Below are 25,192 nucleotides of genomic sequence, written 5' to 3'. Positions count from 1 at the left end.
CGCGCGGGCAGGGCGCAGTGACGCGCGGGCCGTACGGACGTGGCGCGTGGGGCAGCGTGGCGGCGGGGCGGCGGTCGGGCGCCGCCCGGCCGCTGCGGGCTGCGGGCGGGGGATCCGGCCGGTTACGGCGTGCGGCGCGGGAAGGCGTGGGTGTGGACGCGGACCGTCTCGGAGTCCGCGGACTCCGGCAGGTCGCGGTAGCTGTTGACCAGCTCGTGCATCTTGTGGATCAGTTCGTGGCTCTGCCCGGGCGTTAGCCGCAGGGTGAAGTCGCTGAGGTCGTGGGCGTGCAGCCACTCCTGCGGCCACGTGCGCGCCTCGCCGAGCCAGGCGCTCAGCTCCTGCGTGTGGATCTTCATGATCTCGCCCAGGAAGACGTCCGCCGCGCCCCTGGTCTCGGGGTCGTCCGTGAACATGAGCGACTCGTCGAACCGCGTGCCGTCGTGCGAGGCCTTCCACCAGCGCTCGCGTCCCTTGCCGTGTTCGGGGGCGTCCTCTACGAAGCCGTGCGCGGCGAGCTGGCGCAGGTGGTAGCTGGTGGCGCCGCTGGACTCGCCCAGCCGTTCGGCGAGTTGGGAGGCGGTGGCGGGCCCCTCGCGGCGCAGGGCGCCGAGGAGGCGGATGCGCAGCGGGTGTGAGAGGCCGCGCAGGGAGCGGGCGTCGAGGGTGCGGACGTTGGGCTCGTCCGCGGGCGGCTGCTGCGGGGCGCCGGACGAGGCGTTCTTCTCGGGCATGGCTCAACAGTAGAGTTGCAAAGAATCCTATGCAAGGGTTTCTTTGCAACGTCTTCTTTGGAACTCCCGGGGCGGGATGGCTCAGCCCTCGTGCGCCGCCTGCTCCACCAGCGGGATGATCCGCAGCGGCACGGGATTCTCCATCACGATCGCCGTCGAGGCCCGCACGATGCCCTCGAAGCCGACGACCCGGTCGATCACCCGCTGGAGGTCCGCGTTCGAGCGCGCCACCAGCCGGCAGAGCATGTCCCCCTGCCCGGTGGTCGTGTGCAGCTCCAGCACCTCCGGTACGCCGTCCAGGTGGGCCCGTACGTCCGCACCCTGGCCCTGCTTGATCTCCAGCGTGGCGAAGGCCGTCACCGGATAGCCCAGCGCCGTCGGGTCGACCTGCGGGCCGAAACCGCGGATGACCCCGTTCGACTGGAGCCGGTCCAGGCGGGCCTGCACCGTGCCGCGCGCGACCCCGAGGCGGCGCGAGGCCTCCAGGACCCCGATCCGCGGCTCGCGCGCGAGCAGCACGATGAGGCGGCCGTCGAGTTCGTCGATACCCATGGAAACCTTCCCCCGATCGGCTGGTCATACTGCGCAGATCTTTCAGCCATCCTGCGCCTGCGCTGGTCATTCTGTACAGCAGAAATGGAAACTATTGCGCAGCTTGTGGAAGGGCGGGACTCTGCGGTCATGACTGAGTCTCTGGCGAACCTCGAAACCACCCCGCACACCGCGCGTGAGGCGGACCCCTTCCCGGTGAAGGGCATGGACGCCGTCGTCTTCGCCGTCGGCAACGCCAAGCAGGCCGCGCACTACTACTCCACGGCCTTCGGCATGAAGCTCGTCGCCTACTCCGGACCGGAGAACGGCAGCCGCGAGACCGCCAGCTACGTCCTGACCAACGGCGCCGCGCGCTTCGTGCTGACCTCGGTCATCAAGGCGACGACGGACCACGGCCGCTTCCTCGCCGAGCACGTCGCCGACCACGGCGACGGCGTCGTCGACCTCGCCATCGAGGTCCCGGACGCGCGGGCCGCGTACGCGTACGCCGTCGAGCACGGCGCCCGCGGCCTGGACGAGCCGTACGAGGTCAAGGACGAGCACGGCACGGTCGTCCTCGCCGCCATCGCGACCTACGGCCAGACCCGCCACACGCTGGTCGAGCGCCGCGACTACACCGGCCCCTACCTGCCGGGCTTCGTCGCCGCCTCCCCGATCGTCGAGCCGCCGGCCAAGCGCACCTTCCAGGCGATCGACCACTGCGTCGGCAACGTCGAGCTCGGCCGCATGAACGAGTGGGTGGCGTTCTACAACAAGGTCATGGGCTTCACGAACATGAAGGAGTTCGTGGGCGACGACATCGCGACCGAGTACTCGGCGCTGATGTCCAAGGTGGTCGCGGACGGCACCCTCAAGGTGAAGTTCCCGATCAACGAGCCGGCGATCGCGAAGAAGAAGTCGCAGATCGACGAGTACCTGGAGTTCTACGGCGGCGCGGGCGTCCAGCACATCGCGCTCGCGACCAACGACATCGTCGCCTCCGTGCGCGCGATGCGCGCCGCGGGCGTGCAGTTCCTCGACACCCCCGATTCGTACTACGACACGCTCGGCGAGTGGGCCGGCGAGACCCGGGTGCCCGTCGAGATCCTGCGCGAGCTGAAGATCCTCGTCGACCGCGACGAGGACGGCTACCTGCTCCAGATCTTCACCAAGCCGGTCCAGGACAAGCCGACCGTCTTCTTCGAGATGATCGAGCGCCACGGCTCCATGGGCTTCGGCAAGGGCAACTTCAAGGCCCTGTTCGAGGCCATCGAGCGCGAGCAGGAGAAGCGCGGCAACCTGTAGGACCGCAGGACCGCAGGACCGCCGGTCCGCCGGTCCGCGAGACGCCCGCCCCCCGAGCCCGGGGAGGCGGGCGTCCGCGTGCCCGTCAGCGGGCCGGGGGCGACGCCGGCGGCTTCGCCGCCGGGGCCTTCGGCTTCGGCGCGGCGGGCTTCGGCGGGTTGGGCTTCGGGAGCTCGGGCGCCACCCACGGGGTGCGCGGCTGCATGTTCTCCGGGCCGCCCTCCGAAGGCTGGCCGATCGAGGCCAGGGCCTCCTTCGCGAGCGGTCCCCGCAGCGGCGAGAAGCCCGGGTTGGTCCGCATCGCCTCCTCGAGGTGGCGCCGCGCCGCCGCCTCGTCGCCCAGGCTCCGCTCGATCATCGCCCGGTGGTAGGCGAAGTCGGCGCTGCGCAGCCCGAGGTCGGTGGCCTTCTTCGCGTGCTCCAGGGCCGCCGTGTCCTCCCCGGTCCGGTGCAGGGCCCAGCCCAGCGCGTCGGCCACCTCCACGCTCTTGTTCCGCTCCCATTCCGCCGACAGGCGGCGTACGGCGGCCTGCGGATCGCCGTGGTCGGCCTCGAACAGGCCCAGCACCACCGCCTCGTTGACCCCGTCGGACGGCCCCCGTGCCGCCTGCGCCGCCAGCGAGCGGTACTGGACGCGGGCCTCCTCCGTCCGGCCCAGGGAGTCCAGCAGCTCGCCCAGCTCCAGCGCCAGGCGCGGCACCGGGGTGCGCCCGAGCGCCAGCCGGTAGTCCCGTACGGCCTCCCCGCCCCGGCCCAGCGCGGCCAGCGCCCGGGCCCGGCCGCCGAGCGCCTCCGGCTGCGCCGGGTCCGTGCGCAGCGCGGCCTCCTGCTGGCGCAGGGCCTCCGGGATGTCACCGCGTTCGAAGGCCAGCTCGCCGAGCCGGTGGAGCACGTACGCCTTCTCCGCCGGCGCCTTCGCGACGGCCGCCGCGGCCTCCAGCGACACCACCGCGTCCTCGCGCCAGCCCCGGTCCCGGTAGACCTGCGCGGCCCTCAGGTGCGCGGGCAGTCCCTCGCGGAGCTCCGTCAGCCGCTCCATCGCCTGCTGGGCGGCCTTGTAGGAGCCCAGGCCCGTGTACGCGTCCACGAGGACCGGGTACGCCGTCCAGCGCCGCGGCGCCTGGGCCCGTACCAGCTCGCCCCACTTCTTCGCCGTCCCGAAGTCCCGGCGGGCGTTCGCGAGGGCGCCCATGCCCGTCATCGCGTCGAAGTTGCCCTTCTCCGCCGGGCGGACCTCCAGGGACCGCTTCAGGGCCTTCTCCGCCTTCGGGAACCAGGCCGAATCGGCCGTCCGCCGGGCCTGTTCCAGGTACGCGGAGCCGAGCACCGCCCACGAAGCGTCGTCGTCGGCGTGTGCGGCGACCCATTTCTCCCGGTCCGCCACCAGCGCCTTCAGGTCGGCCGCCGCCGCCGGTGCGCCCATGCCGACCGCCGCCGCAGCGCGTTCGCCCGGCCCCGGGGGGCGCGCGTCGTCGCCCGTGCGGGCCGGGCGGATCAGCAGGGCCGCGGCGATCAGGACCACCGTCACCGCGGCCGCCACGACCGTCTTGCGGCCGGTGAAGGTCACGGGCGGCGCGGGCTGCCGCGATTGCTCGTCGAATCCGTCCATGCGCTCACTGTGCGTCAATATGAAGAGTTCGCCGAGGTGTCCGAAGCCGGTCGCGGCCGTGTTCACACCGATGGCCCCGGCTGCCACGCTGACCCCATGGACGACGATCTCCCCGTACGGATTCCCGAGCCGGCCCCCGGCCCGCAGCCGGTGGCGCCTTCAGCGGGTCCCTCCGCCGAGCCTTCCGCCGAGCCCTCCGCCGAGCCCTCCGCGGAGCCCTCGGCGGCGCCATTCCCGGCGCTCTCCGCGGAGCTGCGCGCGCGGCTCCTGGCGGCCCTGGGCGAGGGGCTCCCGCCCGAGGCCCTGCTGACCGACCCCCAGGTCACCGCCTCCTACGCCACCGACATGGCCAGCTTCTGCGCCGCCGGCACCCCCGCCGCCGTCGTCCTGCCGCGCACCGTCGAGCAGGTGCGGCACGTGATGCGCACCGCGACCGCGCTCCGGGTCCCGGTCGTCCCCCAGGGCGCCCGCACGGGCCTGTCGGGCGCCGCCAACGCCTCCGACGGCTGCATCGTGCTCTCCCTCGTCGCGATGGACCGGATCCTGGAGATCTCCGCCGTCGACCGGATCGCCGTCGTCGAGCCGGGCGTGGTCAACGCGGTCCTGTCCCGGGCCGTCGCGGAACAGGGCCTGTACTACCCGCCCGACCCCTCCAGCTGGGAGCAGTGCACCATCGGGGGGAACATCGGCACCGCCTCGGGCGGCCTGTGCTGCGTCAAGTACGGGGTCACCGCCGAGTACGTGCTCGGCCTCGACGTGGTCCTCGCCGACGGGCGGCTGCTGCGCACCGGGCGGCGCACCGCCAAGGGGGTCGCCGGGTATGACCTGACCCGGCTCTTCGTGGGCTCCGAGGGCAGCCTGGGCGTGGTGGTCGGGGCCGTCCTCGCGCTGCGCCCGGCGCCGCCCCGGCAGCTGGCGCTGGCCGCCGAGTTCCCGTCCGTCGCGGCCGCCTGCGCGGCCGTCTGCGCCGTTATGGAGGCCGGGCTCGCGCCCTCGCTGCTGGAGCTGATGGACCGTACGACGGTCCGCGCCGTCAACGCGCTCGGCCGGATGGGGCTGCCCGAGAGCACCGAGGCGCTGCTGCTGGCCGCCTTCGACACCCCGGACGCCGCCGACGGGCTCGCGGCCGTCGGCGCGCTGTGCACGGCCGCCGGGGCCACGGCCGTCGTCCCCGCCGAGGACGCGGCGGAGTCGGAACTGCTGCTCCAGGCCCGCCGGATGTCCCTGACCGCCCTGGAGGCGCTGCGGCCCGCGACGATGATCGACGACGTGTGCGTGCCCCGGTCCCGGCTCGCCGAGATGCTCGACGGGACGACGGCCATCGCCCGGAGGTACGACCTGCTCATCGGCGTCTGCGCGCACGCGGGCGACGGCAACACCCACCCGGTGGTCTGCTTCGACCCCGCCGACGCGGACGAGGCGCGGCGGGCCAGGGAGTCCTTCGACGCGATCATGGCGCTCGGTCTGGAGCTCGGCGGGACGATCACCGGCGAGCACGGGGTCGGGGTGCTGAAGAAGGAGTGGCTCGCCCGCGAACTCGGTCCGGTGGGGCTGGAGGTGCAGCGCAACGTCAAGCGGGCCTTCGACCCGCTCGGGCTGCTGAACCCCGGCAAGCTCTTCTGAGCCCGCGGGCCCGGCCGCGCGCATCAGAGGTCGCCGTCCGCCGATTCGTCGGACGGCCACGGGTCGCGCAGCCACAGGTCGTCGGCCGGGGTCGGGGTGAGCAGTTCGGCCAGGGCGGCGTCCAGGCCGAGCCGGTCCGCCTCGGTCCCGGGCGGGACCACCCCCAGGGTCCGCTCCAGCCAGGCCGACACCAGACCGGCCGGCGCCTCCAGGAGGGCGTCGCCGTCGGGGGAGCTGAGGGCCATGCACAGCACGGCCCGGTTGTCGATCTTCGTGGGCCAGATCCGGACGTCTCCGTGCCCGCACGGGCGGAACACCCCCTCGACGAGCAGTTCGCGGGCGAACGTCCAGTTGACCGGGGTGCTGGAGCCGGTGTGGAAGGTGACGTGCACGGCGTACGGGTCGTCGGTGAGGTACAGCAGCCTGGCGGGGACGGGGACGCTGCGCTCGGGGGACAGGACCAGCTTGAGTTCCAGTTCGCGTTCGATGACGGGCTGGTGCACGACGGCCTCACTTCGGTGGATTCGCTCGCGGGTGCGGGACCGGAGCGGCTCCCGCACCCGGAGAGAGCCCGGAGGGGGCCGGGTATGACGCGACTTCCGGCACCGAAGCCGAGATTGGCCTGAATCTTTCGGCTGACCGAAAAGGGTCGGGTGGGGTGAGGTTCGCCCGAAGGCTTGGAATCTCCCGTTACCGGACCTGTCGGGAGGGGGTTCTTGGCTATGGTCCTCCCCTTGGGTCCTCCCCTGCACAAGCCTCGAGCCACGATCGGAGTTGGGGACATTGACGGCCTCCCCTGGTGACGGCGAGCACGCTGCCCGCGAGGGTTACTACCCCGATCCGTCCATCCCCGGGTTCGTCCGGTACTGGAACGGCGCTGCCTGGGTTCCGGGTACGAGCCGCCCCGCCGAGCGGGCCGTCGCTCCCGCGGAGGAGACGGGGCCGGTGTTCCTGGACGAGACCTCCGCGACGGAGGCCCTGCCGGAGCCGGCCGGGCCGCGGCCCGTAGCGCGGGGCGCCGGACCCGCCGCCTCGCCGCCCGGACCCGCTCCGGGCGCCGGACCCGCCCCGGGCGGCGAGGCGGCGGGCTGGCAGGCGGACCCCGTGCACCAGGCGGGCTTCGGCGGCCCCCGCGACGTCCGGGTCTCCTGGGGCGGCCCGGCGGAGCCGGAGCCCCGGGGCGCCGGGATCTCCCTGGCCCGGCACGCGGCGGCGACGGCGGCCGCCGCCGCGCCGGCGCCGGCCCGGCGGATGCCGGTACAGGCCGCGGCGGAGAGCGTGGGCATCCTGTCGGCCCGCCCGCCGGCCTGGCCCGACGTCCCCGGGGCGGGCACCTCGGGCCTCACCTCCAGTTGGCCGGAAGCCGCCGCCCCCGCACCTCCCTCAGCCGCCCCCGCCGCCCCCGCCGTCATCCCGGAGGTCCACGCCCCGGCCGCCCCGGCCCCGTCCGGGGTCCGCGCCCCGGCCCCTGCGGCATACGACCCGTTCGACGCGTTCGACGCGTTCGACCCGCTCGACGTGCACGGCCCGGTCCGGCCCTCCGCGTTCGACGCGCACGGCTCCGCTCCGGAAGCCTCCGCGGTCCCCGTCGCCCCCGTCGCCCCCTCCGCCCCCTCCGCCCCTTCCGTCCCCGCGGATTCCGAGCTCCGCCGCCCCGCGTTCGCCGCCCCCGCCCGGGGCCCGGTCCCCCCGGCCCGCCGCGCCGCGGAGCGGCCGGCCCCGCCCGAGGACCCCGCGCCCGTCTCCCCGGCGGAGACGGCCCGGGCCGTGTTCGAGCGGATGGCCGACCGCGCCGTACGCCCCGCCGGGCTCGTCCGCCGGGTGCTGGCCCGCGCGCTGGACTCCCTCGTGCTCGGCGCCGTCGCGACCGCCGCCGCGCTGCCCCTCGTACCGCGGGTGACGGCCCATGTGGAGGCCAAGGTGGACATGGCCCGGGCCGGCGGCCGCAGCACCACCGTGTGGCTGCTCGACGCCACCACCGCCGGCTACCTCGGCACCGTCCTGGCCGCCGTCCTGCTCTTCGGGGTGTTCTACGAGGCGCTGCCCACCGCCCGTTGGGGCCGGACCCCGGGCAAGAAGCTGCTCGGCGTCCGCGTCCTGGCCACGGCCACCCTGCGCCCGCCCTCCTTCGGCGCCGCCCTGCGCCGCTGGCTGGTGTACGCCCTGCTCGGCCTGCCGGGCAGCCTCTGGTGCCTGCTGGACCGCCCGCGCCGCCGCGCCTGGCACGACCGCGCCGCCGGTACGTACGTGGCCCGCTAGGGGCTGTCCGGCCGGCCGGTCCGGCCGCCGTGCAGGGGAGGTCTTCCCCCGAACGGACGCCGTCCCGTTGCGCGGTCCACGGGACCGGGTTCGACTCGGGCCATGAGTACCGACCAGCCGCCGCCGGGCCAGCCGCCCGAGGACGACCCGTTCCTCAAGAAGCCCCAGGGACCGACGCCTCCGTCGGGCGGTTCGCCGTACGGCTCGCCGCCTCCCGGGGACGGCGGCTACCCCCCGCCGCCCCCGCCCCCCGGCGGCGGTGGCGGCTACCCCCCGCCCCCGCCCCCCGGCGGCGGTGGCGGCTACCCCCCGCCCCCGCCCCCCGGCGGCGGTGGCTACCCCCCGCCGCCACCCCCGTACGGCGGAGGCGGCGGCGGCCCCTACGACGGTGGCGGCGGCTACGGCATGCCCGATCCGCTCGCCGGGATGCCCCCGCTCGCGGACTTCGGCAGACGGCTCGGGGCCCGGATCCTCGACCTGCTGATCGTCGGGATCCCGCTGTTCCTCATCCAGCTGCCGTTCGGCACCAAGCGGTACGTGGTCGACACCAGCAAGGGCGAGGACGTCAGCGAGGTCATCACGAAGTCGTACAACGGCTCCGGTCTCGTGTGGACGCTGATCTCGATCATCGCGTACGTCGGCTACGACTGGTGGCTCACCAAGCGCAGCGGCCAGACGCTCGGCAAGAAGGCCATGGGCCTGCGCGTCGCGATGCTCAACGACGGCAGCATCCCCCCGTCCAACGCCGCGCTGACCCGTGCCGCCGTGCTCTGGATCCCGACGCTGGTGTGCTGCTTCTGCCTGTGGCCGCTCGCGCTGATCGTGTCGATGCTCGTCGACAAACCGTACAAGCAGGGCCTGCACGACAAGGTGGCCAAGACCGTGGTGGTCAAGGCCCCTTAGCCGGGTACGCGTTCTCGCGCGGGCGGCCGTCCCTCCGGGGGTGGCCGCCCGCTCCGGCGTTCCGGCCCGGGCGCGGCGTCAGTGGTGAACGGGGTGCTCGGCGTGGGCCGTTCGCGGCTCCGGCACCCGGGGGTGAGCGCCGGGGGCGGGGGTGGCGGGGGTGGCGGCCCCCGTGGCGGCGGAGGGCCGGCCGGTTCCGGTGCGCCCGGCGGCGTGGCGGCCGCGGCGTCGGGGGAGCGGCACGGTGAGGGCGACCAGCAGCCCCAGGGCCAGCGCGGCCGCGGAGATGACCGCGACCCCGAGCCCCGTGCTCGTCTGCGAGAGCAGCAGCATGGCGATCGTCGACACGATGACGGTGGCGGACCCGTAGGCGATCTGTGCGGCAGTCGGACGCGGCATGGCGTGTTCCGTCCTCAAGGCGGGGAGGGGGAGTCGGCTCAACTGGTCGCGCGTCAAGTGACTCTAGGACGGGATGCCCGAGCCGCACCAGAAGTAAGCGTGACCTTACCCACGGTGCCGGAGCACGGGGGGCGCACGGGATCACGCGGTGCGCGCCGTATCGGGGGTCCCTTCGCCCGGGATGGCCCCCTATGGCGGGAGAACGTCCGTATAGCGGAACTGCTTGCCCGCATAGTGCAGTTGTAAGGAACAAGTCAAGGTCTGTCTTTTCTTTCGACTCTCCGGTCAAATGTCGTCACTTGAGACGCGCGCCGCGCGGAACCCCCCGCTCCCTTGGAGAAGTTCCGACCCACGTTGCGGCCGCGGGAGGGGAACGACATCAAGTGACCGGTAACTCCGTCAGACGACGCACCCTGCGCACCCTGGCCGTCGGTGTGGCCATGGCCGCCTGTGCGACCAGCGCCACCTTCTTCACCGTCACCGCCGCCCAGGCGGAGGACAAGGGCCCCGGCGTCGCCGCTTCCGACCGGCAGGACCCGACCGCTCCTGCCCACGTCGTCGAGCACGACCTCAAGGGCCCCTTCAGCGAGCAGCAGGCCAAGCAGAAGAAGGCCGCCCTGGAGCAGGTGCTCACCGGCAAGAAGGACGTCGAGCAGCGCGGCGCCTCGAAGGTCGTCAAGCTCGACGACAAGAAGTACGTCGAGCTGGGCCGCGAGAAGACCGACAAGATCTTCACGATCCTCGTCGAGTTCGGTGACCAGGTCGACAACTCGACCATGTTCGACCCGGACGGCCCCGCCGGCCCGAAGCCGCCCGTGCCGAAGTACGGCGGCACGCCCGGCCCGCTGCACAACCAGATCGCGGAGCCGAACCGCGCGGACAACAACAGCACGGCCTGGCAGAAGGACTACAGCCGCCAGCACTTCCAGGACCTGTACTTCGGGACCGGCAAGGGCAAGGACTCGCTGAAGACCTACTACGAGAAGACCTCCTCGGGCCGTTACTCGGTCGACGGCGAGGTCGCCGACTGGGTCAAGATCCCGTACAACGAGGGCCGTTACGGCTCGAACTACTGCGGCCAGACCAACTGCTCCAACGTGTGGGACACCGTCCGCGACGGCGTCACCGCCTGGACGGAGGCCCAGAAGAAGGCCGGCAAGACCGACGAGCAGATCAAGGCCCAGCTGGCGCAGTACGACCAGTGGGACCGCAACGACTACGACGGCGACGGCAACTTCAACGAGCCCGACGGCTACATCGACCACTTCCAGATCGTCCACGCGGGCGAGGACGAGTCGGCCGGCGGCGGCGTGCAGGGCACCAGCGCCCTGTGGGCGCACCGCTGGTACGCGTACGGCACCGACGTCGGCAAGACCGGCCCGGCGAACAACAAGGCCGGCGGTACCCAGATCGGCAACACGGGCATCTGGGTCGGCGACTACACGATGCAGCCGGAGAACGGCGGCCTCGGCGTCTTCGCGCACGAGTACGGCCACGACCTCGGTCTGCCGGACCTCTACGACACCTCCGGCGGCGGCGACAACTCCGTCGGCTTCTGGTCCCTGATGTCGGCCGGCTCCTGGCTCGGTGACGGCAAGGAGTCCATAGGCAACCTCCCGGGCGACATGACCGCCTGGGACAAGCTGCAGCTGGGCTGGCTGAACTACGACAAGGCCAAGGCCGCGACGAAGTCCACCCACAAGCTGGGCGTGTCGGCGTACAACACCTCGGACAAGCAGGCGCTGGTCGTCGAGCTGCCGAAGAAGAAGGTCAGCACCGAGATCGTCGCTCCCGCCGAGGGCTCCTCGCAGTGGTGGAGCAACATGGGTGACGACCTCAAGAACACCCTCACCCGCTCCGTCGACCTGACGGGCAAGAAGTCCGCCGCCCTGTCCCTCAAGGGCTGGTGGGACATCGAGGCGGACTACGACTTCCTCTACACCGAGGTGTCGACGGACGGCGGCGCCACCTGGACGTCGCTGGCCGGTACCGCCGACGGCGCGGCCATCCCGGCCGACGCCTCCGGCAGCCCGTCCCTGACCGGTGTCTCCGGCGCCTGGAAGTCGCTGAACTTCCCGCTCGACGCCTACGCGGGCAAGAAGATCGACCTCCGCTTCCGCTACCAGACGGACGGCGGCGCGGGCGGCAAGGGCTTCACCGCCGATGCCGTCAACCTGACCGCGGACGGCGCCACCGTCTTCGCGGACGGCGCGGAGAACGGTGACAACGGCTGGACCGGCAAGGGCTTCTCCCGCGTCGGCAGCGGCTTCACCAAGGAGTACGCCCAGTACTACCTGGCCGAGAACCGCCGCTACGTCTCGTACGACTCGACCCTCAAGGTCGGCCCGTACAACTTCGGCTTCGCCAACACCAAGCCGGGCTGGGTCGAGCACTACCCGTACCAGGACGGCCTGCTGATCTGGCTCTGGGACACCTCCCAGAAGGACAACAACACCAGCCAGCACCCGGGCTCCGGTCTGATCCTGCCGATCGACGCCAACGCCAAGCCGATGAAGTGGTCGGACGGCACCCTGCTGCGCAACAAGATCCAGCCGTACGACGCCGCGTTCAGTGCCTACTCGACGGACGCGTTCACCCTGCACAAGAACGGCGAGGCGCTCTTCTTCAAGCCGAAGCCGGCCCAGCTGGTCTTCGACGACCACAAGGGCAAGTACTACTACGACGAGAACCCGACCGGTTCGGTGAAGGTCACTGACACCAACACCAAGATCAAGATCGCCAAGGAGACCTACGACGGTCTCCAGATGACGATCGAGGTCGGCCCCGCCGCCAAGTAGTCAGCAAAACCGCAGGTCAAAGCATGATCGGCCGTCGCCCTCTAGCGGGCGGCGGCCGATCGCGTTTAGATGCGGGTGCGAGTTTTCTTATTGACGGGGGAGCTGAAGATCATGCCAGGTGGAGGTTTCGTCAGACTGCCGGGCGGCAGCGTGGTGGTCGCGCTCACGCTGCCGAGGCCGTCCGGCGAGGGCGGAAACGTCCGCGTGCTGGTGCACGCCGCGAACCGGGCCCGCGCCCTGACCAGGCTGCGGAACCTCGGCATGCGGGCCGTGTACCTGCGCGGCAACGCCCAGCCCCCGACCCCCGACGAGGTCACCGCCGTCCTGCACCACCCGGACGGCCTCCTGTGGCGCTGCGCCCCGGACCGGGCGGCCGAGCTCTGGCACCCGATCCGCGCCCTCCTGCGGGGCGCCTAGACGGCCTGGGGCACGCCGCGGGCCGTCCCCCGCCCGTCCCGGCCCCGCCGCCCGAACGGCCCGCCGGCCGCTCTCAGGGTCGGTGGCGTTCGCCGACCAGGGTGACCCCGGCCGCGGCGAGGTCCTCCAGGGCCCGCGCCGTGGTGTGGGGGGCCACCGCGGCCGTGAGGTCCAGCAGGACCCGGGTGGTGAAGCCCGCGCGGGCCGAGTCCAGGGCGGTGGCCTTCACGCAGTGGTCGGTGGCGATGCCGACCACGTCGACCTCGCTCACGTCGTGCTCGCGCAGCCAGTCGGTCAGCTTGGCGCCGTTCTCGTCGGCGCCCTCGAAACCGCTGTACGCGGCCTCGTACGCCCCCTTGTCGAACACGGCGGAGACGGCCCCGGACGCCACGGCGGGCGCGAAGTTCGGGTGGAAGCCGACGCCCTCGGTCCCCGCGACGCAGTGCACCGGCCAGGAGGTCTCGTAGTCGGGCTCGGCCGGGGGGCGCGCGAAGTGCGGACCGGGGTCGATGTGGTGGTCGCGGGTGGCGACCACGTGCCGGTAGCCGGCCGTGCTCTGCCCGATCAGCTCGGTGATCGAGGCGGCCACGTCGGCCCCGCCGGTGACGGCGAGGCTGCCGCCCTCGCAGAAGTCGTTCTGTACGTCGACGACGATCAGTGCGCGGTGCATGTCACGTGTCCTTCGGCTCGATGGTGTGCGGCGGGGGTGCGGCGCGGGGTGCGGCGTGGCCGTGCTCGGGGTGTGCGGCGGCCCCCGGGGGCCCCGGGTGCTCTTCCCCCGTCCCGCCCCTGCCCGAAACGGGGGGCCGGACCCATCGCCCCGCCCCCCGGATCCCGCGGGCCCTACACGTACTCCGTCGGGAGGACCGCCTCGCCGCGCGAGAGCTGGGCCGCCGAGAGGGGCAGGGCGGCGAGGGCCGCGCGGTGGCGGTCGCGGGCCGCCTCCAGGGGCTCGCGGGCCACCACCTCGCCCGCCTTGACGAGCTGGGTCAGCAGCTGGTGGCCGGCCAGGGCGGGCGGCACCGGGCCGGTGCCGATGACCTCCGCCTCGGCGATCCCGTCCGCGTCCACCCGGCGGGCCGCCCACTTGCGACCGCCGAGGGAGGTCTTGCCGCCCGAGGACTTCTTCGCCACCGGCACCAGCGCCGCCTTCGGATCGGCCGAGACGGCCCGCGCGACCAGCTTGTAGACCATCGAGCAGGTCGGGTGCCCGCTGCCCGTCACCAGCTGGGTGCCGACCCCGTACGCGTCCACCGGGGCCGCCGCCAGCGAGGCGATGGCGTACTCGTCCAGGTCCGAGGTGACCACGATCCGCGTGTTCACCGCCCCCAGCTCGTCCAGCTGCTGGCGCACCCGGTGGGCGACCAGCAGCAGGTCCCCGGAGTCGATCCGGACCGCGCCCAGCTCGGTGCCGGCCACCTCCACGGCGGTGCGCACCGCCTCGGCCACGTCGTACGTGTCCACCAGGAGGGTGGTTCCCCGGCCCAGCGAGGCCACCTGCGCGGTGAAGGCGTCCCGCTCGGTGTCGTGCACCAGGGTGAAGGCGTGCGCGCTGGTGCCGACCGTCGGGATCCCGTACCGGAATCCGGCCGCGAGGTCGGAGGTGGAGGTGAAGCCGCCCACGTACGCGGCCCGCGCCGAGGCGACGGCGGCCAGCTCGTGGGTGCGCCGGGCGCCCATCTCGATCAGGGGGCGCCCGCCGGCGGCGGAGGCCATCCGGGAGGCGGCGGCGGCGATGGCCGAGTCGTGGTTGAGGATCGAGAGGATCACCGTCTCCAGCAGCACGCACTCGGCGAAGCTGCCCTCGACCCGCAGGACGGGCGAGCCGGGGAAGTAGACCTCACCCTCCGGGTAGCCCCAGATGTCACCCGAGAAGCGGTAGGACGACAGCCAGTCCAGCGTGCGCATGTCGACGACGGCCCGCTCGCGCAGGAACTCCAGCACCGCGCTGTCGAAGCGGAAGTTCTCCACCGCGTCGAGTACGCGGCCGGTCCCCCCGACGACCCCGTAGCGCCGCCCCTCGGGCAGCCGCCGGGTGAAGACCTCGAAGACCGAGCGCCGGTCGGCGGTGCCGTTGGCCAGGGCGGCTTGCAGCATCGTGAGCTCGTAATGGTCCGTGAAGAGCGCTGTCGACGGCACGTCGACCGGCAGGCCCAGGTCCGCAGGGTTCATGGCACGGATGCTAGCGCACATCTCGTCAAAGTGACGAGATGTAGGGGCCCGTTTGTGCGACGGACCCCCCGCAGTGGCAGCATGGGACGGGTGAGTGTTGCTCCCATTGAGATCGAACGCACCGAATCGGCCGAAGAGACCTTCGCGGTCCCCGAACCCGACGTCCCGTGGGTGACCCTGGTGCACAACGACCCGGTCAACCTCATGAGCTACGTGACGTACGTGTTCCAGGCGTACTTCGGCTACCCCAAGGACAAGGCGACGAAGCTGATGATGGACGTCCACCACAAGGGCCGGGCGGTCGTCTCCAGCGGCACCCGCGAGGAGATGGAGCGCGACGTGCAGGCCATGCACGGCTACGGGCTCTGGGCGACCCTCTCGCAGGACCGCTTCTGATGGGCGGCGTCTTCGAACCCCTGAAGGGCGCCGACGGCGCGACGGCCCTGCTGGACGGGATCGAGGTCTCCATCCTGCGCTCCCTCGCCGTGCAGCTCCTGGAGCTGATCGGCCCGGGCGAGCCGGAGCCCGCACCGGACGCCGACCCGCTGGCCGTGCTGTTCGCCTCCGACGGGCCCACCGAGCCGCCCTCCGACCCGGCCCTCGCCCGCCTCTTCCCCGACGCCTACGGGGGCCCCGGCGCGGGGCCCGGCGACGACCCGGAGGAGCTGCGCACGCGCTCGTCGGAGTTCCGCCGCTTCACCGAGAACGACCTGCGCACCCGCAAGCGGGAGGACGCGCTGGCGGTCGTGCGCAGCCTCGACGCCCTCGCCCCGGCGAACGGCGGGGAGGCGGCTCTGGAGCTGACCGGCGAGCTGCGGCTGCGCTGGCTCGGCGCCCTCAACGACCTGCGGCTGACCATCGCGGCCCGGCTCGACATCACCGAGGACGACGAGAGCGCCGTGCTGTTCCGGCTCCCGGACGACGATCCGCGCAAACCGATGGTGATGGCGTACCTCTGGCTCGGCGGGCTCCAGGAAACGCTCATCGAAACCCTTTAGCCACCGGATGTTCGCTCAGCGGACGCTCAAATCCGGATAACGATCAGATCACCGCGATGCGGTGGTCTGATCTCCTACGGGACCTATGTCCCGATTTTTTTATGCCCCGCGTCACACGGGCACCCCTCGATCACCCATAAGCCCGTGATAAATCTTCACGACCGCCGACGGGACGCCACCCATGTCCCCCGGCCCGCTTGAACCGGCTGATCGCCGGCGTGCAACTCCATCCGTATCCGGGGGGATCGAGGACCCGGTCCGCAGCCGGTCAAGGCGCGGATCGGCGTGGAGAAAGGCGCACCAGACATGACCTCCGTACAGGTCGAACAGCACGACAGGACGCCCGACGAGGGCGCTCAGGGCGAGGGCGAGGGCTACCACCGCGCGCTCGGGGCCCGCCAGATCCAGATGATCGCGATCGGCGGCGCCATCGGCACCGGCCTGTTCCTCGGCGCGGGCAAGGCGATCTCCAAGGCCGGACCGAGCCTGATCCTGGCCTACGCGATCGCCGGCCTGGTCATCTTCTTCATCATGCGCGCCCTGGGCGAGCTGCTCATGTACCGCCCGGTCTCCGGTTCCTTCTCGGACTACGCCCGCGAGTTCCTGGGCCCGTTCTGGGGTTACGCCACCGGCTGGACGTACTGGCTGTTCTGGGTGGTCACCGGCATCACCGAGGTCACCGCCGCGGCCAAGTACATGTCGTACTGGACCCACGACAGCTTCCCGCAATGGGCGTACGCGCTGATCTTCACCGTCATCCTCTACGCCGCGAACCTGATCTCCGTGAAGCTCTTCGGCGAGCTGGAGTTCTGGTTCTCGATGGTCAAGGTCACGGCCATCGTCGGCATGATCCTGATCTGCGCCGGCATCCTCACCGTCGGCTTCTCCGACGCCGCCGCCACCGCCTCCGTCTCCAACCTCTGGAGCGACCGCGGCTTCTTCCCCAACGGCATCGGCGAGACGCTGATGACCCTGCAGATCGTGATGTTCGCCTTCCTCGCCGTCGAGCTGGTCGGCGTCACCGCGGGCGAGTCCAAGGACCCCGCGAAGACCCTGCCCAAGGCCATCAACACCGTGCCGTGGCGCATCGCCGTCTTCTACGTCGGCGCGCTCATCATGATCATGTCGGTCATCCCGTGGTCGAACTTCAAGGCCGGCGAGAGCCCCTTCGTCCTGGCCTTCGAGAAGATGGGCCTCGGCGTCGGCGCCGCGATCGTCAACTTCGTCGTCCTGACCGCCGCGCTGTCCTCCTGCAACTCGGGCATGTACTCCACCGGCCGCATGCTGCGCGACCTCGCGCTCAACGGCCAGGGCCCGAAGTTCTTCACCAAGCTCACCAAGAGCGGCACCCCGCTCGCCGGCACCAGCTTCTCCGCCGCGCTGATGCTGGTGGGCGTCTGGATCAACTACGTCGCCCCGGGCAAGGCCTTCGACTACGTCGTCTCCTTCGCCACCATCTCCGGCATGTGGGCCTGGATCATGATCCTGGTCTGCCAGATCCGCTACCGCGCCAAGGCCGACCGCGGCGAGCTGCCGCAGTCCACCTTCCGCGCCCCCGGCGCCCCGTACACGAGCTGGTTCGCCCTGCTGTTCATCGGCATGGTCATCGTGATGATGGGCGTCGACAAGGACTCGCGCGTCTCGCTCTACTGCGCCCCGCTGTGGGGCCTGATCCTGGGCGCCTCCTACCTGGTGCTCAAGAAGCGCAACCCCAGCGGCGCGGCCTTCAACAAGGCCGACCGGGCCGGCAAGGGCGAGAAGGCCCCGCAGGAGGCCTGACCGCCGCCCCCGGCCTGACCGCCGCCCCCGGACCGTGAGTCCCGGCCGCCTGCCACGGCCGGGAACCACGCCCCCGCGGGGCCCCTGTCCACCATGCGGGCCCTCCCGTACCGCTCCTCGGTACGGGAGGGCCCGTCTGCTTATCCTGTCGCTCATGCTGACCCTCACCCAGGACCTGTACGACCGGATCGTCGAGCACGCCCGCAAGGACCACCCCGACGAGGCGTGCGGTGTCGTGGCCGGCCCGGCGGGCACCGGCCGTCCGGAGCGTTTCGTGCCGATGCTCAACGCGGCCCGCTCGCCCACGTTCTACGAGTTCGACTCGAAGGATCTGCTGAAGCTCTACCGCGAGATGGACGACCGCGACGAGGAGCCGGTGATCGTCTACCACTCGCACACCGCGACCGAGGCCTACCCCTCGCGCACGGACCTCACGTACGCGAACGAGCCCGGCGCGCACTACGTCCTCGTCTCCACGGCCGACCAGGACGGCCTCGGAGAGTTCCAGTTCCGCTCGTACCGGATCGTCGACGGAGTGATCACGGAGGAAGAAGTGCAGGTCGTGGCCAGCTACTGACCAGTATGCGAGCGGTTGTGGTCCACGATGCGGGATCACACTCCAAACGGGGGACCGGGAATCGTTAACATGACCGCATGGTTTCCCACGACGTGAGCATCGAGACGCCCGGCAGGCTGCTGCTCGTGGCGCGGCTGCACGTCGATCTGTGCCGCCTCGCCAGCGCCATCTGTCCCGCTGCCTGAGCACACCGGCCCCTCGCGCGGGGGCCGCGAGAACCGCGCGCCCGAACCTTCTTCCCCGCCCTCCCGACACTGGAGCACCCCGCCATGGCCATCGAGGTCCGCATCCCCACCATCCTCCGCACCTACACCGACGGCGAGAAGGCCGTGAACGGTGAAGGCGCCACGCTCGGCGACCTGCTCAAGGACCTGGAGACCCGGCACAAGGGCATCGAGGAGCGCATCGTCGACGGCGGCCAGCTGCGCCGCTTCGTGAACGTCTACCTCAACGACGAGGACGTCCGCTTCCTCGACGGCATCTCCACCGCCCTCAAGGACGGCGACAGCGTCACCATCCTCCCGGCCGTGGCCGGCGGCTCGAAGTAATGCGCTACGACTCCCCGCTCGCGGCCGTCGGCAACACCCCGCTGGTCCGTCTGCCGAGGCTCTCGCCCTCGGCGGACGTCCGCATCTGGGCCAAGCTGGAAGACCGCAACCCGACCGGCTCGATCAAGGACCGCCCCGCGCTCCACATGGTCGAGCAGGCGGAGAAGGACGGCCGCCTCTTCCCCGGCTGCACCATCCTGGAACCCACCTCCGGCAACACGGGCATCTCGCTCGCGATGGCCGCGAAGCTCAAGGGCTACCGGATCGTGTGCGTCATGCCGGAGAACACCTCGCAGGAGCGCCGGGACCTTCTCGCGATGTGGGGAGCCGAGATCGTCCCGTCACCGGCGGCGGGCGGCTCGAACACCGCCGTGCGGGTGGCGAAGGAACTGGCGGCGGAGCACCCGGACTGGGTGATGCTCTACCAGTACGGCAACCCGGACAACGCGGGCGCCCACTACGCCACGACCGGCCCGGAGATCCTCACGGACCTCCCCTCCATCACCCACTTCGTGGCGGGCCTCGGCACGACGGGCACCCTGATGGGCGTCGGCCGCTACCTGCGCGAGCACGTGCCGGGCGTGAAGATCGTCGCGGCGGAACCCCGCTACGACGACCTCGTCTACGGACTGCGCAACCTCGACGAGGGCTTCGTCCCCGAGCTGTACGACGCCTCGGTCCTCACGACCCGCTACTCGGTGGGCTCCGCGGACGCGGTGACCCGCACGCGGGACCTGCTGCGCGAGGAGGGCATCTTCGCGGGCATCTCCACGGGCGCGGCCCTGCACGCGGCGATCGGGGTGGGCCGCAAGGCGGTGGCCGCCGGCGAGAGCGCGGACATCGTCTTCGTCGTGGCCGACGGCGGCTGGAAGTACCTGTCGACGGGCGTCTACACGGCCGCGACGACGGAGGAAGCCATCGAAGTCCTCCAGGGCCAACTCTGGGCCTGACGCCGGCGGCGACCTCCCCCAGCCCCGCCGCCCAACCCAGCCCCGCCGCCTCCTCCAGCCCCGCCGGCGTTTGAGGCGCGGGCGCGGAGCGCCGTGCGGTGAGCCCCGCCGCCCAACCCAGCCCCGCCGGCGTTTGAGGCGCGGGCGCGGAGCGCCGTGTCGTGAGCCGCGCCGGCGTCCGAGGCGGGAACGGTGGAAGGGCGGGTAGGGGACGGCCCCGCGCAGCGGCGCCCCACCCACAGGCGGCCCCCGGCCCCCGCGGCCCGGCCCGCGTCAGGGCCCGGCCAGCAGCTCCGCCAGGATCGCGGCGTGCCCGGAGCCCGGATCCCGCACCGCCGTGAGGAGCGTCAGCGGACCCACCGCCGCCAGCCCCCGCAGCCGCTCCAGCTCCGCCACCGCCCCCGCCGCCCCCAGCTCCGCCTCGTACCGCCGCCGGAACTCCCCGGCGGAGCCCCCCGCGTGGAACCACCGCCGCAGCTCCGCCGACGGAGTCACCTCCCGGGGCCACTCGTCCACCGCGGCCGCCGCCTTCGACACCCCGCGCGGCCACAGCCGGTCCACGAGCACCCGTACGCCGTCCGCCTCCGGCTCGGGCGGATCGTAGACGCGCCGCAGCCGGATCACGCCCCGCCCCCCAGCCCCAGCCCCCTGGCCCCGTCCCACAGCGTCGGGTCCAGCGTCCCCGTCCGGGTCCGGAACTCCCACAGCGACACCTCCTCCGGCCGGTCCGCCTCCAGGAAGGCGCCGCGTCCCTGCGTTCCGGCGACCCCCGGGGGCAGCGGGATGACCCCGGGCCGCCGGTCGTCGTACTTCCCGGTGATCCAGGCGACCCGCGCCCGCTCCCGGTGCACCCGTACGGCCAGCACCAGGCACGGCCGGCCGTCCGCCAGCCGCCACAGGTCACCGGCCCGCACGGGCGGCGGCCGTCCCGGCCCGTGGTGGCCTTCCGGGGGCCGCCGGCCCCGCGTCGCCCGCCGGGGGAGCAGGACCACCACGGCCACGGCGACCGCCGCCAGCACGGCGGGCCACCAGGACGTGTCCATGTTCCGACCGTAGCCGCGCACGCGCCCCCCGGCACGGCAGCCGCCGCGGCGGCCACGGTGGCGGCGTCACGGCCCCCGCCGTGGCAACCTCCGTGCCCCCTGTCGCTCCCCTGGGTGACAGCACAGGTGATTCCCCCCACAACGGCCTGCCGCGGAGGAGCGACCGGAGGTTTCGCGCCTTACGCTCGACCCACGCACGGCCCGCATTCCGTCCACGGACCGTCCACGGAGGTTCACGCTCCATGAAGCTCACCGTCGTCGGCTGTTCGGGGTCGTTCCCGTCCGCGGATTCGGCATGCTCGAGCTACCTCGTCGAGGCCGACGGCTTCCGGCTGCTCCTCGACATGGGCAACGGTTCCCTCGGCGCGCTCCAGCGCCACTGCGGTCTCTACGACCTCGACGCGATCTTCCTGAGCCACCTGCACGCCGATCACTGCATCGACATGTGCGCGTACTTCGTCGCCCGCTTCTACCGGCACGAGGGCGGCCGCTGCGGCACGCTCCCCGTCTACGGCCCCGAGGGCACCGAGAAGCGCCTGACGACCGCGTACGAGGACGTCCCCGACGAGCGCTCCATGAGCGAGGTCTTCGAGTTCCGCACCCTGAAGCCGGCCGTCTTCGAGATCGGCCCGTTCACGGTCCGCACCGAGCGGGTCTGCCACCCGGTGGAGTCGTACGGCATCCGCGTCGAGCACGGCGGCCGCTCGCTGGCGTACTCCGGCGACACGGGGGTCTGCCCGGAGCTGGCGACGCTCGCGCAGGGCGCCGACCTCTTGCTGTGCGAGGCGTCCTTCACGCACGGCAAGGAGGACGTCCCCGACCTCCACCTCAACGGCCGCGAGGCCGGCGAGTGCGCGCGCGGCGGCGGCGTCGGCCGGCTCGTCCTGACGCACATCCCGCCGTGGACGGACGCCGAGCGGAACCTGGCCGACGCCCGCGCGGTCTACGACGGCCCCGTCGAGCTCGCGTACCCGGGCGCCGTCTACGAGGTCTGAGCGGCCGGCCGTCTCCCGGTCCGGCCGGCTTCCGGTCCGGCCCGCGCCCCACGGCACCGCGCCACGCAGGAGCCCCCGCCCTCCCTTCGGGGAGAGCGGGGGCTCCGGTGCGTGCGCGGTGCGGTGCCGTGGGGCGCGGGGCCTACTTGGCCTCGGCCTTCTGGAGCTCGGCGAGCTCCTCGTCGGACTCGCGGCCCGGCGTCGGCAGGTTCCACTTGGTGATCGCGAAGCGGAAGACGAAGTAGTAGACCACCGCGAAGCAGAGGCCGACGCCGGCCAGGCCCCACGGGTTGTTCGCGATGCCGAGGTTCAGCAGGAAGTCGACCGCGCCGGCGGAGAAGCCGAAGCCGTCCCGCATGCCCAGGGCCCAGGTGAGGGCCAGCGAGACACCGGTGAGGACCGCGTGGATCGCGTAGAGCACCGGGGCGATGAACATGAAGGTGAACTCGATGGGCTCGGTCACGCCGGTGACGAACGCGGTGGCCGCGAGCGAGAACATCATGCCGCCGACGACCTTGCGGCGCTCGGGGCGGGCGCAGTGGACGATCGCGAGGCAGGCCGCCGGGAGGGCGAACATCATGATCGGGAAGAAGCCGGTCATGAACTGTCCGGCGCTCGGGTCACCGGCGAGGAAGCGGGCGATGTCGCCGTGGACGGCGCCGTTGGCGGTGTCGAACGAACCGGCCTGGAACCACGGGAAGGAGTTCAGCAGGTGGTGCATGCCGATCGGGATCAGCGCGCGGTTGGCGACACCGAAGATGCCCGCGCCGACGGAGCCGGAGCCGACGAGCCACTCACCCAGGTTGTGCAGACCGGTGCCGAGGACGGGCCAGATGAGACCGAAGACGATGCCGGTGACCAGACCCGCGAGGGCGGAGAGGATCGGGACCAGGCGGCGGCCGCCGAAGAAGCCCGCCCAGTCCGGCAGCTTGGTCCGGTAGAACTTCTGGTAGAGCAGGGCGGTGATGAGGCCCATCACGACGCCGCCGAGGACGCCGGCGTTGACCGGGGCGTCGACCTCGACGATCTTGCCCGCGGCGACCTTGGCGACCTTCGGCAGGTTCGAGTCGGTGAAGGTGGCGAGCACCTTCTGGAAGACCAGGTAACCGGTGACGGCGGCCAGGGCCGTCGAGCCGTCCGACTTCTTCGCGTAGCCGATCGCGATGCCGACGGCGAACAGCAGCGCCATGTTGTCGAGGATCGCGCCACCACCGGCGGCCATGTAACCGGCGATCTTGAGGATGAACGTCGGGAAGACGTCTTTGTCGCCGAGCATGTCGTCCGCGCCGAGGCGGAGCAGCAGAGCGCCGGCCGGCAGCACGGCAACGGGGAGCATGAGGCTCCGGCCGATGCGCTGCATGACGGCCATCACGCCAGCGCCCTTCTTCTTTTCCGCAGCGGTCGCTGTGGACATGGGGTTCCTCCAGTGGACAAGGCGCTGCCTGGGGACAAGGAAAAGGGGGTGGCGGCGTCTCGGAAAGGGGGACCTGGGGCCGGACAAGCCCTCATGGTCTACACCACCAAGTGGTGTAGACCAGTTGTAGCACGGTGAGGTCTGCGTAAGGAACCCGCCAATTTCGTGGCAGGAAACACATTCGGACATCAACGACAAAGGCCCTCGGACCCGCCGGGTCCGAAGGCCTTGGCATCCAGGCTTAAGGCCTGAACCGCCGTGCTTTGTGCCGTTATTGTCCCATGGACTACGCCTTGGTGTTCTCCACCTGCATCGCCGCGATCTCCTCGTCCGACTCCCGGCCGGGAGTGGGGATGTCGAACTTCGTGATCGCGAACCGGAAGACCGCGTAGTAGACGACCGCGAAGGCGAGCCCGATCGGGATGATCAGCCACGGTCTGGTCGCCAGGTTCCAGTTGATGACGTAGTCGATCAGGCCCGCCGAGAAGCTGAAGCCGTCGTGTACGCCCAGCGCCCACGTCACCGCCATCGACACGCCCGTCAGCACCGCGTGCACCGCGTACAGGGCCGGCGCCACGAACAGGAACGAGTACTCCAGCGGCTCGGTGATGCCCGTGACGAACGAGGTCAGGCCCACCGACAGCATCAGCCCGCCGACCTCCTTGCGGCGCAGCGGCTTCGCACAGTGCGTGATGGCCAGGGCCGCCGCCGGGAGGGCGAACATCATGATCGGGAAGAAGCCGGAGAGGAACAGGCCCGCGTTCGGGTCCCCGTTCAGGAACATGTTGATGTCGCCGTGGACCGTCTTGCCGTCCGGCGTGGTGAACGAGCCGAACTGGAACCAGATGGGCACGTTCAGGAACTGGTGCAGGCCGATCACGAGCAGCGCCCGGTTCGCCACGCCGAAGATGCCCGCACCCCAGGAGCCCAGCCCGATCAGCCAGTCGGAGAAGCTCTCCAGCGCGTCCCCGACCGGCGGCCAGACCCACAGGCACAGCGCGGCGAAGGCGATGGCGACGAAGGACATGATGATCGGGACGAGCCGGCGCCCGTTGAAGAAGCCCAGCCAGTCGACCAGCCGCACCCGGTGGTAGCGCTGCCAGAACCAGGCCGCGAGCAGCCCCATGACGATGCCGCCGAACACCCCCGGGTTCTGGTACGTGAACCCGGCGAAGGTGTCGTTCGGCCCCAGGCACCCGCCGCCGATGTTGCGGGTGCCAGCCGGGCAGCTCTTGGGGAAGGCGTGCAGCACGCCCCGGTAGACGAGGAAGCCCGCGACGGCCGCCAGGGCCGTCGAGCCGTCCGCCTTCTTCGCCATGCCGATCGCGACGCCGATGCAGAACAGGAGCGGCAGGCCGAGGTCCGGATCGAGCAGGGCCCCGCCCGCGCCGGCCATCACCTTGGCGACGTCGGTCCAGTTCAGGCCGTCCTTGCCGAACACGTCCGGCTGGCCGAGCCGGTTCAGGATGCCCGCCGCGGGCAGGACGGCGATCGGGAGCTGGAGGCTGCGCCCCATCTTCTGCAGGCCCTGGAACAAGCCGTTCCACCACTGGTTCCGCGGCACTGCTGCGGCGCTGCTCGCGCTCATCGCGACCTCCCTGGACCGGCCCGTTTTGGCAGTCGCAACACTTGCGGCACACTGGTGTAGACCAGTGGCGGGCAGGCTGCTGCTGATGGTCATCTTTCGGCAGCCGCCCGGCTCGTGCTCGCGTAGATAGGCCAACCGTGAGCTACCGTGACGAAGCGGACGACGATGGTTACGGCCGCCGAGACTCGTTCTTCGTAACACCCAGGGAGAAACGCATGGCCACCAAGGCTGAGAAGATCGTCGCCGGGCTCGGCGGTATCGAGAACATCGAAGAGGTCGAGGGCTGCATCACCCGCCTGCGCACCGAGGTCGCCAACCCCGACCTCGTCGACGAGGCCGCGCTCAAGGCCGCCGGCGCCCACGGCGTCGTCAAGATGGGCACCGCGATCCAGGTCGTCATCGGCACCGACGCCGACCCGATCGCCGGCGAAATCGAAGACATGATGTGATCGAGCCCCTGGGCTGATCCGCACGAACACGAAAGACGCTGCGCCTGACCTGGCCACTCGGTCGGCGCAGCGTCTTTTTCCGTCCCCTGCCGTCCCGCCCG

General features: G+C 71.8%; 26 protein-coding genes. 15 read left to right on the top strand and 11 right to left on the bottom strand.

The window, feature by feature from the left end; genetic code table 11:
* Positions 1–122: 122 nt before the first annotated feature.
* Both ACFYYT_RS10280 and ACFYYT_RS10275 read right to left on the bottom strand, forming a co-directional pair.
* Positions 123–734 (bottom strand): helix-turn-helix domain-containing protein, encoded by a 612-nt coding sequence (locus ACFYYT_RS10280; protein ID WP_351826976.1) that lies wholly within the window; start codon positions 732–734, stop codon positions 123–125.
* 81 nt (positions 735–815) lie between these two features.
* Complete coding sequence (locus ACFYYT_RS10275) at positions 816–1,286, bottom strand: Lrp/AsnC family transcriptional regulator (RefSeq protein ID WP_351826974.1); 471 nt, start codon at positions 1,284–1,286, stop codon at positions 816–818.
* 129 nt (positions 1,287–1,415) lie between these two features.
* Here ACFYYT_RS10275 and hppD point away from each other — a divergent pair, with 129 nt between their 5' ends.
* Positions 1,416–2,570, top strand: a complete 1,155-nt coding sequence (hppD, locus tag ACFYYT_RS10270) for a 4-hydroxyphenylpyruvate dioxygenase (RefSeq protein WP_351826972.1) — start codon at positions 1,416–1,418, stop codon at positions 2,568–2,570.
* Positions 2,571–2,655: 85 nt separating this feature from the next.
* Here the strand turns inward: hppD and ACFYYT_RS10265 are convergent, their stop codons facing one another.
* The gene (locus tag ACFYYT_RS10265; protein ID WP_351826971.1) at positions 2,656–4,179 is read right to left on the bottom strand and encodes a hypothetical protein; all 1,524 of its coding nucleotides are present in this window, start codon (positions 4,177–4,179) and stop codon (positions 2,656–2,658) included.
* Between the two features lie 96 nt (positions 4,180–4,275).
* Between ACFYYT_RS10265 and ACFYYT_RS10260 the strand changes: the two genes are divergently transcribed.
* Complete coding sequence (locus ACFYYT_RS10260) at positions 4,276–5,802, top strand: FAD-linked oxidase C-terminal domain-containing protein (protein ID WP_351826969.1); 1,527 nt, start codon at positions 4,276–4,278, stop codon at positions 5,800–5,802.
* Between the two features lie 23 nt (positions 5,803–5,825).
* Here ACFYYT_RS10260 and ACFYYT_RS10255 read toward each other — a convergent pair whose 3' ends face one another.
* Positions 5,826–6,305, bottom strand: coding sequence for an SsgA family sporulation/cell division regulator (locus ACFYYT_RS10255; protein ID WP_351826967.1), 480 nt, complete (start codon positions 6,303–6,305; stop codon positions 5,826–5,828).
* A 280-nt stretch (positions 6,306–6,585) separates the two neighbouring features.
* Between ACFYYT_RS10255 and ACFYYT_RS10250 the strand changes: the two genes are divergently transcribed.
* Together ACFYYT_RS10250 and ACFYYT_RS10245 are read left to right on the top strand one after the other, a co-directional pair.
* The gene (locus ACFYYT_RS10250; protein WP_388607411.1) at positions 6,586–8,061 is read left to right on the top strand and encodes an RDD family protein; all 1,476 of its coding nucleotides are present in this window, start codon (positions 6,586–6,588) and stop codon (positions 8,059–8,061) included.
* Between the two features lie 102 nt (positions 8,062–8,163).
* A complete protein-coding gene (locus ACFYYT_RS10245) occupies positions 8,164–8,964 on the top strand; it encodes an RDD family protein (RefSeq protein WP_388607408.1) in 801 nt (266 codons plus the stop codon).
* A 78-nt stretch (positions 8,965–9,042) separates the two neighbouring features.
* On the opposite strand, the gene ACFYYT_RS10240 is transcribed toward ACFYYT_RS10245, so the two are convergent.
* Positions 9,043–9,363, bottom strand: coding sequence for a hypothetical protein (locus tag ACFYYT_RS10240; RefSeq protein ID WP_351830770.1), 321 nt, complete (start codon positions 9,361–9,363; stop codon positions 9,043–9,045).
* A 440-nt stretch (positions 9,364–9,803) separates the two neighbouring features.
* Here ACFYYT_RS10240 and ACFYYT_RS10235 point away from each other — a divergent pair, with 440 nt between their 5' ends.
* Both ACFYYT_RS10235 and ACFYYT_RS10230 read left to right on the top strand, forming a co-directional pair.
* Positions 9,804–12,161, top strand: coding sequence for an immune inhibitor A domain-containing protein (locus ACFYYT_RS10235; RefSeq protein ID WP_351830792.1), 2,358 nt, complete (start codon positions 9,804–9,806; stop codon positions 12,159–12,161).
* Positions 12,162–12,272: 111 nt separating this feature from the next.
* Entirely contained in the window at positions 12,273–12,578 is a 306-nt protein-coding gene (locus ACFYYT_RS10230; protein ID WP_351830772.1) for a hypothetical protein, read from the top strand.
* Between the two features lie 73 nt (positions 12,579–12,651).
* Here ACFYYT_RS10230 and ACFYYT_RS10225 read toward each other — a convergent pair whose 3' ends face one another.
* Together ACFYYT_RS10225 and ACFYYT_RS10220 are read right to left on the bottom strand one after the other, a co-directional pair.
* Positions 12,652–13,248 (bottom strand): isochorismatase family protein, encoded by a 597-nt coding sequence (locus ACFYYT_RS10225; protein ID WP_351830774.1) that lies wholly within the window; start codon positions 13,246–13,248, stop codon positions 12,652–12,654.
* 173 nt (positions 13,249–13,421) lie between these two features.
* Positions 13,422–14,750 (bottom strand): nicotinate phosphoribosyltransferase, encoded by a 1,329-nt coding sequence (locus tag ACFYYT_RS10220; protein WP_351830776.1) that lies wholly within the window; start codon positions 14,748–14,750, stop codon positions 13,422–13,424.
* 81 nt (positions 14,751–14,831) lie between these two features.
* Here ACFYYT_RS10220 and clpS point away from each other — a divergent pair, with 81 nt between their 5' ends.
* From clpS to ACFYYT_RS10185, 7 genes are all read left to right on the top strand, one after another.
* The gene (gene clpS / locus ACFYYT_RS10215; protein ID WP_351830778.1) at positions 14,832–15,146 is read left to right on the top strand and encodes an ATP-dependent Clp protease adapter ClpS; all 315 of its coding nucleotides are present in this window, start codon (positions 14,832–14,834) and stop codon (positions 15,144–15,146) included.
* Complete coding sequence (locus ACFYYT_RS10210; protein WP_351830781.1) at positions 15,146–15,748, top strand: DUF2017 domain-containing protein; 603 nt, start codon at positions 15,146–15,148, stop codon at positions 15,746–15,748. Before clpS ends, ACFYYT_RS10210 begins: the two co-directional genes overlap by 1 nt.
* Before the next feature lie 306 nt (positions 15,749–16,054).
* Positions 16,055–17,527, top strand: coding sequence for an amino acid permease (locus ACFYYT_RS10205; RefSeq protein WP_351830783.1), 1,473 nt, complete (start codon positions 16,055–16,057; stop codon positions 17,525–17,527).
* 154 nt (positions 17,528–17,681) lie between these two features.
* Positions 17,682–18,104 carry a M67 family metallopeptidase gene (locus ACFYYT_RS10200; protein ID WP_266577128.1) on the top strand — a complete coding sequence of 141 codons (423 nt, stop codon included), beginning with the start codon at positions 17,682–17,684 and terminating at the stop codon, positions 18,102–18,104.
* Positions 18,105–18,181: 77 nt separating this feature from the next.
* The gene (locus tag ACFYYT_RS10195; protein ID WP_311736929.1) at positions 18,182–18,289 is read left to right on the top strand and encodes a putative leader peptide; all 108 of its coding nucleotides are present in this window, start codon (positions 18,182–18,184) and stop codon (positions 18,287–18,289) included.
* Between the two features lie 84 nt (positions 18,290–18,373).
* Positions 18,374–18,652 (top strand): MoaD/ThiS family protein, encoded by a 279-nt coding sequence (locus ACFYYT_RS10190; RefSeq protein WP_351830786.1) that lies wholly within the window; start codon positions 18,374–18,376, stop codon positions 18,650–18,652.
* Positions 18,652–19,602: a cysteine synthase gene (locus ACFYYT_RS10185; protein ID WP_351830789.1), complete on the top strand. Its 951-nt coding sequence runs from the start codon at positions 18,652–18,654 to the stop codon at positions 19,600–19,602. The genes ACFYYT_RS10190 and ACFYYT_RS10185 overlap by 1 nt, the downstream gene beginning before the upstream one ends.
* A 273-nt stretch (positions 19,603–19,875) precedes the next feature.
* Here the strand turns inward: ACFYYT_RS10185 and ACFYYT_RS10180 are convergent, their stop codons facing one another.
* Positions 19,876–20,226 (bottom strand): DUF488 family protein, encoded by a 351-nt coding sequence (locus tag ACFYYT_RS10180; RefSeq protein WP_351818799.1) that lies wholly within the window; start codon positions 20,224–20,226, stop codon positions 19,876–19,878.
* Positions 20,223–20,645 (bottom strand): hypothetical protein, encoded by a 423-nt coding sequence (locus tag ACFYYT_RS10175; protein WP_351818802.1) that lies wholly within the window; start codon positions 20,643–20,645, stop codon positions 20,223–20,225. Before ACFYYT_RS10175 ends, ACFYYT_RS10180 begins: the two co-directional genes overlap by 4 nt.
* A gap of 242 nt (positions 20,646–20,887) precedes the next feature.
* Here ACFYYT_RS10175 and ACFYYT_RS10170 point away from each other — a divergent pair, with 242 nt between their 5' ends.
* A complete protein-coding gene (locus tag ACFYYT_RS10170) occupies positions 20,888–21,640 on the top strand; it encodes an MBL fold metallo-hydrolase (protein ID WP_351818805.1) in 753 nt (250 codons plus the stop codon).
* Positions 21,641–21,782: 142 nt separating this feature from the next.
* On the opposite strand, the gene ACFYYT_RS10165 is transcribed toward ACFYYT_RS10170, so the two are convergent.
* Positions 21,783–23,054 (bottom strand): PTS transporter subunit EIIC, encoded by a 1,272-nt coding sequence (locus tag ACFYYT_RS10165; RefSeq protein WP_351818808.1) that lies wholly within the window; start codon positions 23,052–23,054, stop codon positions 21,783–21,785.
* 286 nt (positions 23,055–23,340) lie between these two features.
* Entirely contained in the window at positions 23,341–24,642 is a 1,302-nt protein-coding gene (locus tag ACFYYT_RS10160; RefSeq protein ID WP_351818811.1) for a PTS transporter subunit EIIC, read from the bottom strand.
* A gap of 215 nt (positions 24,643–24,857) precedes the next feature.
* Here ACFYYT_RS10160 and ACFYYT_RS10155 point away from each other — a divergent pair, with 215 nt between their 5' ends.
* Positions 24,858–25,091: a PTS glucose/sucrose transporter subunit IIB gene (locus ACFYYT_RS10155; protein WP_351818813.1), complete on the top strand. Its 234-nt coding sequence runs from the start codon at positions 24,858–24,860 to the stop codon at positions 25,089–25,091.
* The last annotated feature ends 101 nt before the right edge of the window (positions 25,092–25,192 follow it).

The organism is Streptomyces sp. NPDC002032 (assembly GCF_042890765.1).
Taxonomy (GTDB): Bacteria; Actinomycetota; Actinomycetes; order Streptomycetales; family Streptomycetaceae; genus Streptomyces.
Note: the sequence above shows the minus strand (reverse complement) of the source record. Positions and strands in the feature narration are given on the sequence as shown.

What these genes read in the sequence shown, in the direction of transcription:
- ACFYYT_RS10280 (WP_351826976.1), bottom strand. Translation starts at nt 734, where the DNA reads ATGCCCGAGAAGAACGCCTCGTCCGGCGCCCCGCAGCAGCCGCCCGCG.
- ACFYYT_RS10275 (WP_351826974.1), bottom strand. Translation starts at nt 1,286, where the DNA reads ATGGGTATCGACGAACTCGACGGCCGCCTCATCGTGCTGCTCGCGCGC.
- hppD (WP_351826972.1), top strand. Translation starts at nt 1,416, where the DNA reads ATGACTGAGTCTCTGGCGAACCTCGAAACCACCCCGCACACCGCGCGT.
- ACFYYT_RS10265 (WP_351826971.1), bottom strand. Translation starts at nt 4,179, where the DNA reads ATGGACGGATTCGACGAGCAATCGCGGCAGCCCGCGCCGCCCGTGACC.
- ACFYYT_RS10260 (WP_351826969.1), top strand. Translation starts at nt 4,276, where the DNA reads ATGGACGACGATCTCCCCGTACGGATTCCCGAGCCGGCCCCCGGCCCG.
- ACFYYT_RS10245 (WP_388607408.1), top strand. Translation starts at nt 8,164, where the DNA reads ATGAGTACCGACCAGCCGCCGCCGGGCCAGCCGCCCGAGGACGACCCG.
- ACFYYT_RS10240 (WP_351830770.1), bottom strand. Translation starts at nt 9,363, where the DNA reads ATGCCGCGTCCGACTGCCGCACAGATCGCCTACGGGTCCGCCACCGTC.
- ACFYYT_RS10235 (WP_351830792.1), top strand. Translation starts at nt 9,804, where the DNA reads ATGGCCGCCTGTGCGACCAGCGCCACCTTCTTCACCGTCACCGCCGCC.
- ACFYYT_RS10230 (WP_351830772.1), top strand. Translation starts at nt 12,273, where the DNA reads ATGCCAGGTGGAGGTTTCGTCAGACTGCCGGGCGGCAGCGTGGTGGTC.
- ACFYYT_RS10225 (WP_351830774.1), bottom strand. Translation starts at nt 13,248, where the DNA reads ATGCACCGCGCACTGATCGTCGTCGACGTACAGAACGACTTCTGCGAG.
- ACFYYT_RS10220 (WP_351830776.1), bottom strand. Translation starts at nt 14,750, where the DNA reads ATGAACCCTGCGGACCTGGGCCTGCCGGTCGACGTGCCGTCGACAGCG.
- clpS (WP_351830778.1), top strand. Translation starts at nt 14,832, where the DNA reads ATGGGACGGGTGAGTGTTGCTCCCATTGAGATCGAACGCACCGAATCG.
- ACFYYT_RS10210 (WP_351830781.1), top strand. Translation starts at nt 15,146, where the DNA reads ATGGGCGGCGTCTTCGAACCCCTGAAGGGCGCCGACGGCGCGACGGCC.
- ACFYYT_RS10205 (WP_351830783.1), top strand. Translation starts at nt 16,055, where the DNA reads ATGACCTCCGTACAGGTCGAACAGCACGACAGGACGCCCGACGAGGGC.
- ACFYYT_RS10200 (WP_266577128.1), top strand. Translation starts at nt 17,682, where the DNA reads ATGCTGACCCTCACCCAGGACCTGTACGACCGGATCGTCGAGCACGCC.
- ACFYYT_RS10195 (WP_311736929.1), top strand. Translation starts at nt 18,182, where the DNA reads ATGGTTTCCCACGACGTGAGCATCGAGACGCCCGGCAGGCTGCTGCTC.
- ACFYYT_RS10190 (WP_351830786.1), top strand. Translation starts at nt 18,374, where the DNA reads ATGGCCATCGAGGTCCGCATCCCCACCATCCTCCGCACCTACACCGAC.
- ACFYYT_RS10185 (WP_351830789.1), top strand. Translation starts at nt 18,652, where the DNA reads ATGCGCTACGACTCCCCGCTCGCGGCCGTCGGCAACACCCCGCTGGTC.
- ACFYYT_RS10175 (WP_351818802.1), bottom strand. Translation starts at nt 20,645, where the DNA reads ATGGACACGTCCTGGTGGCCCGCCGTGCTGGCGGCGGTCGCCGTGGCC.
- ACFYYT_RS10170 (WP_351818805.1), top strand. Translation starts at nt 20,888, where the DNA reads ATGAAGCTCACCGTCGTCGGCTGTTCGGGGTCGTTCCCGTCCGCGGAT.
- ACFYYT_RS10165 (WP_351818808.1), bottom strand. Translation starts at nt 23,054, where the DNA reads ATGTCCACAGCGACCGCTGCGGAAAAGAAGAAGGGCGCTGGCGTGATG.
- ACFYYT_RS10160 (WP_351818811.1), bottom strand. Translation starts at nt 24,642, where the DNA reads ATGAGCGCGAGCAGCGCCGCAGCAGTGCCGCGGAACCAGTGGTGGAAC.
- ACFYYT_RS10155 (WP_351818813.1), top strand. Translation starts at nt 24,858, where the DNA reads ATGGCCACCAAGGCTGAGAAGATCGTCGCCGGGCTCGGCGGTATCGAG.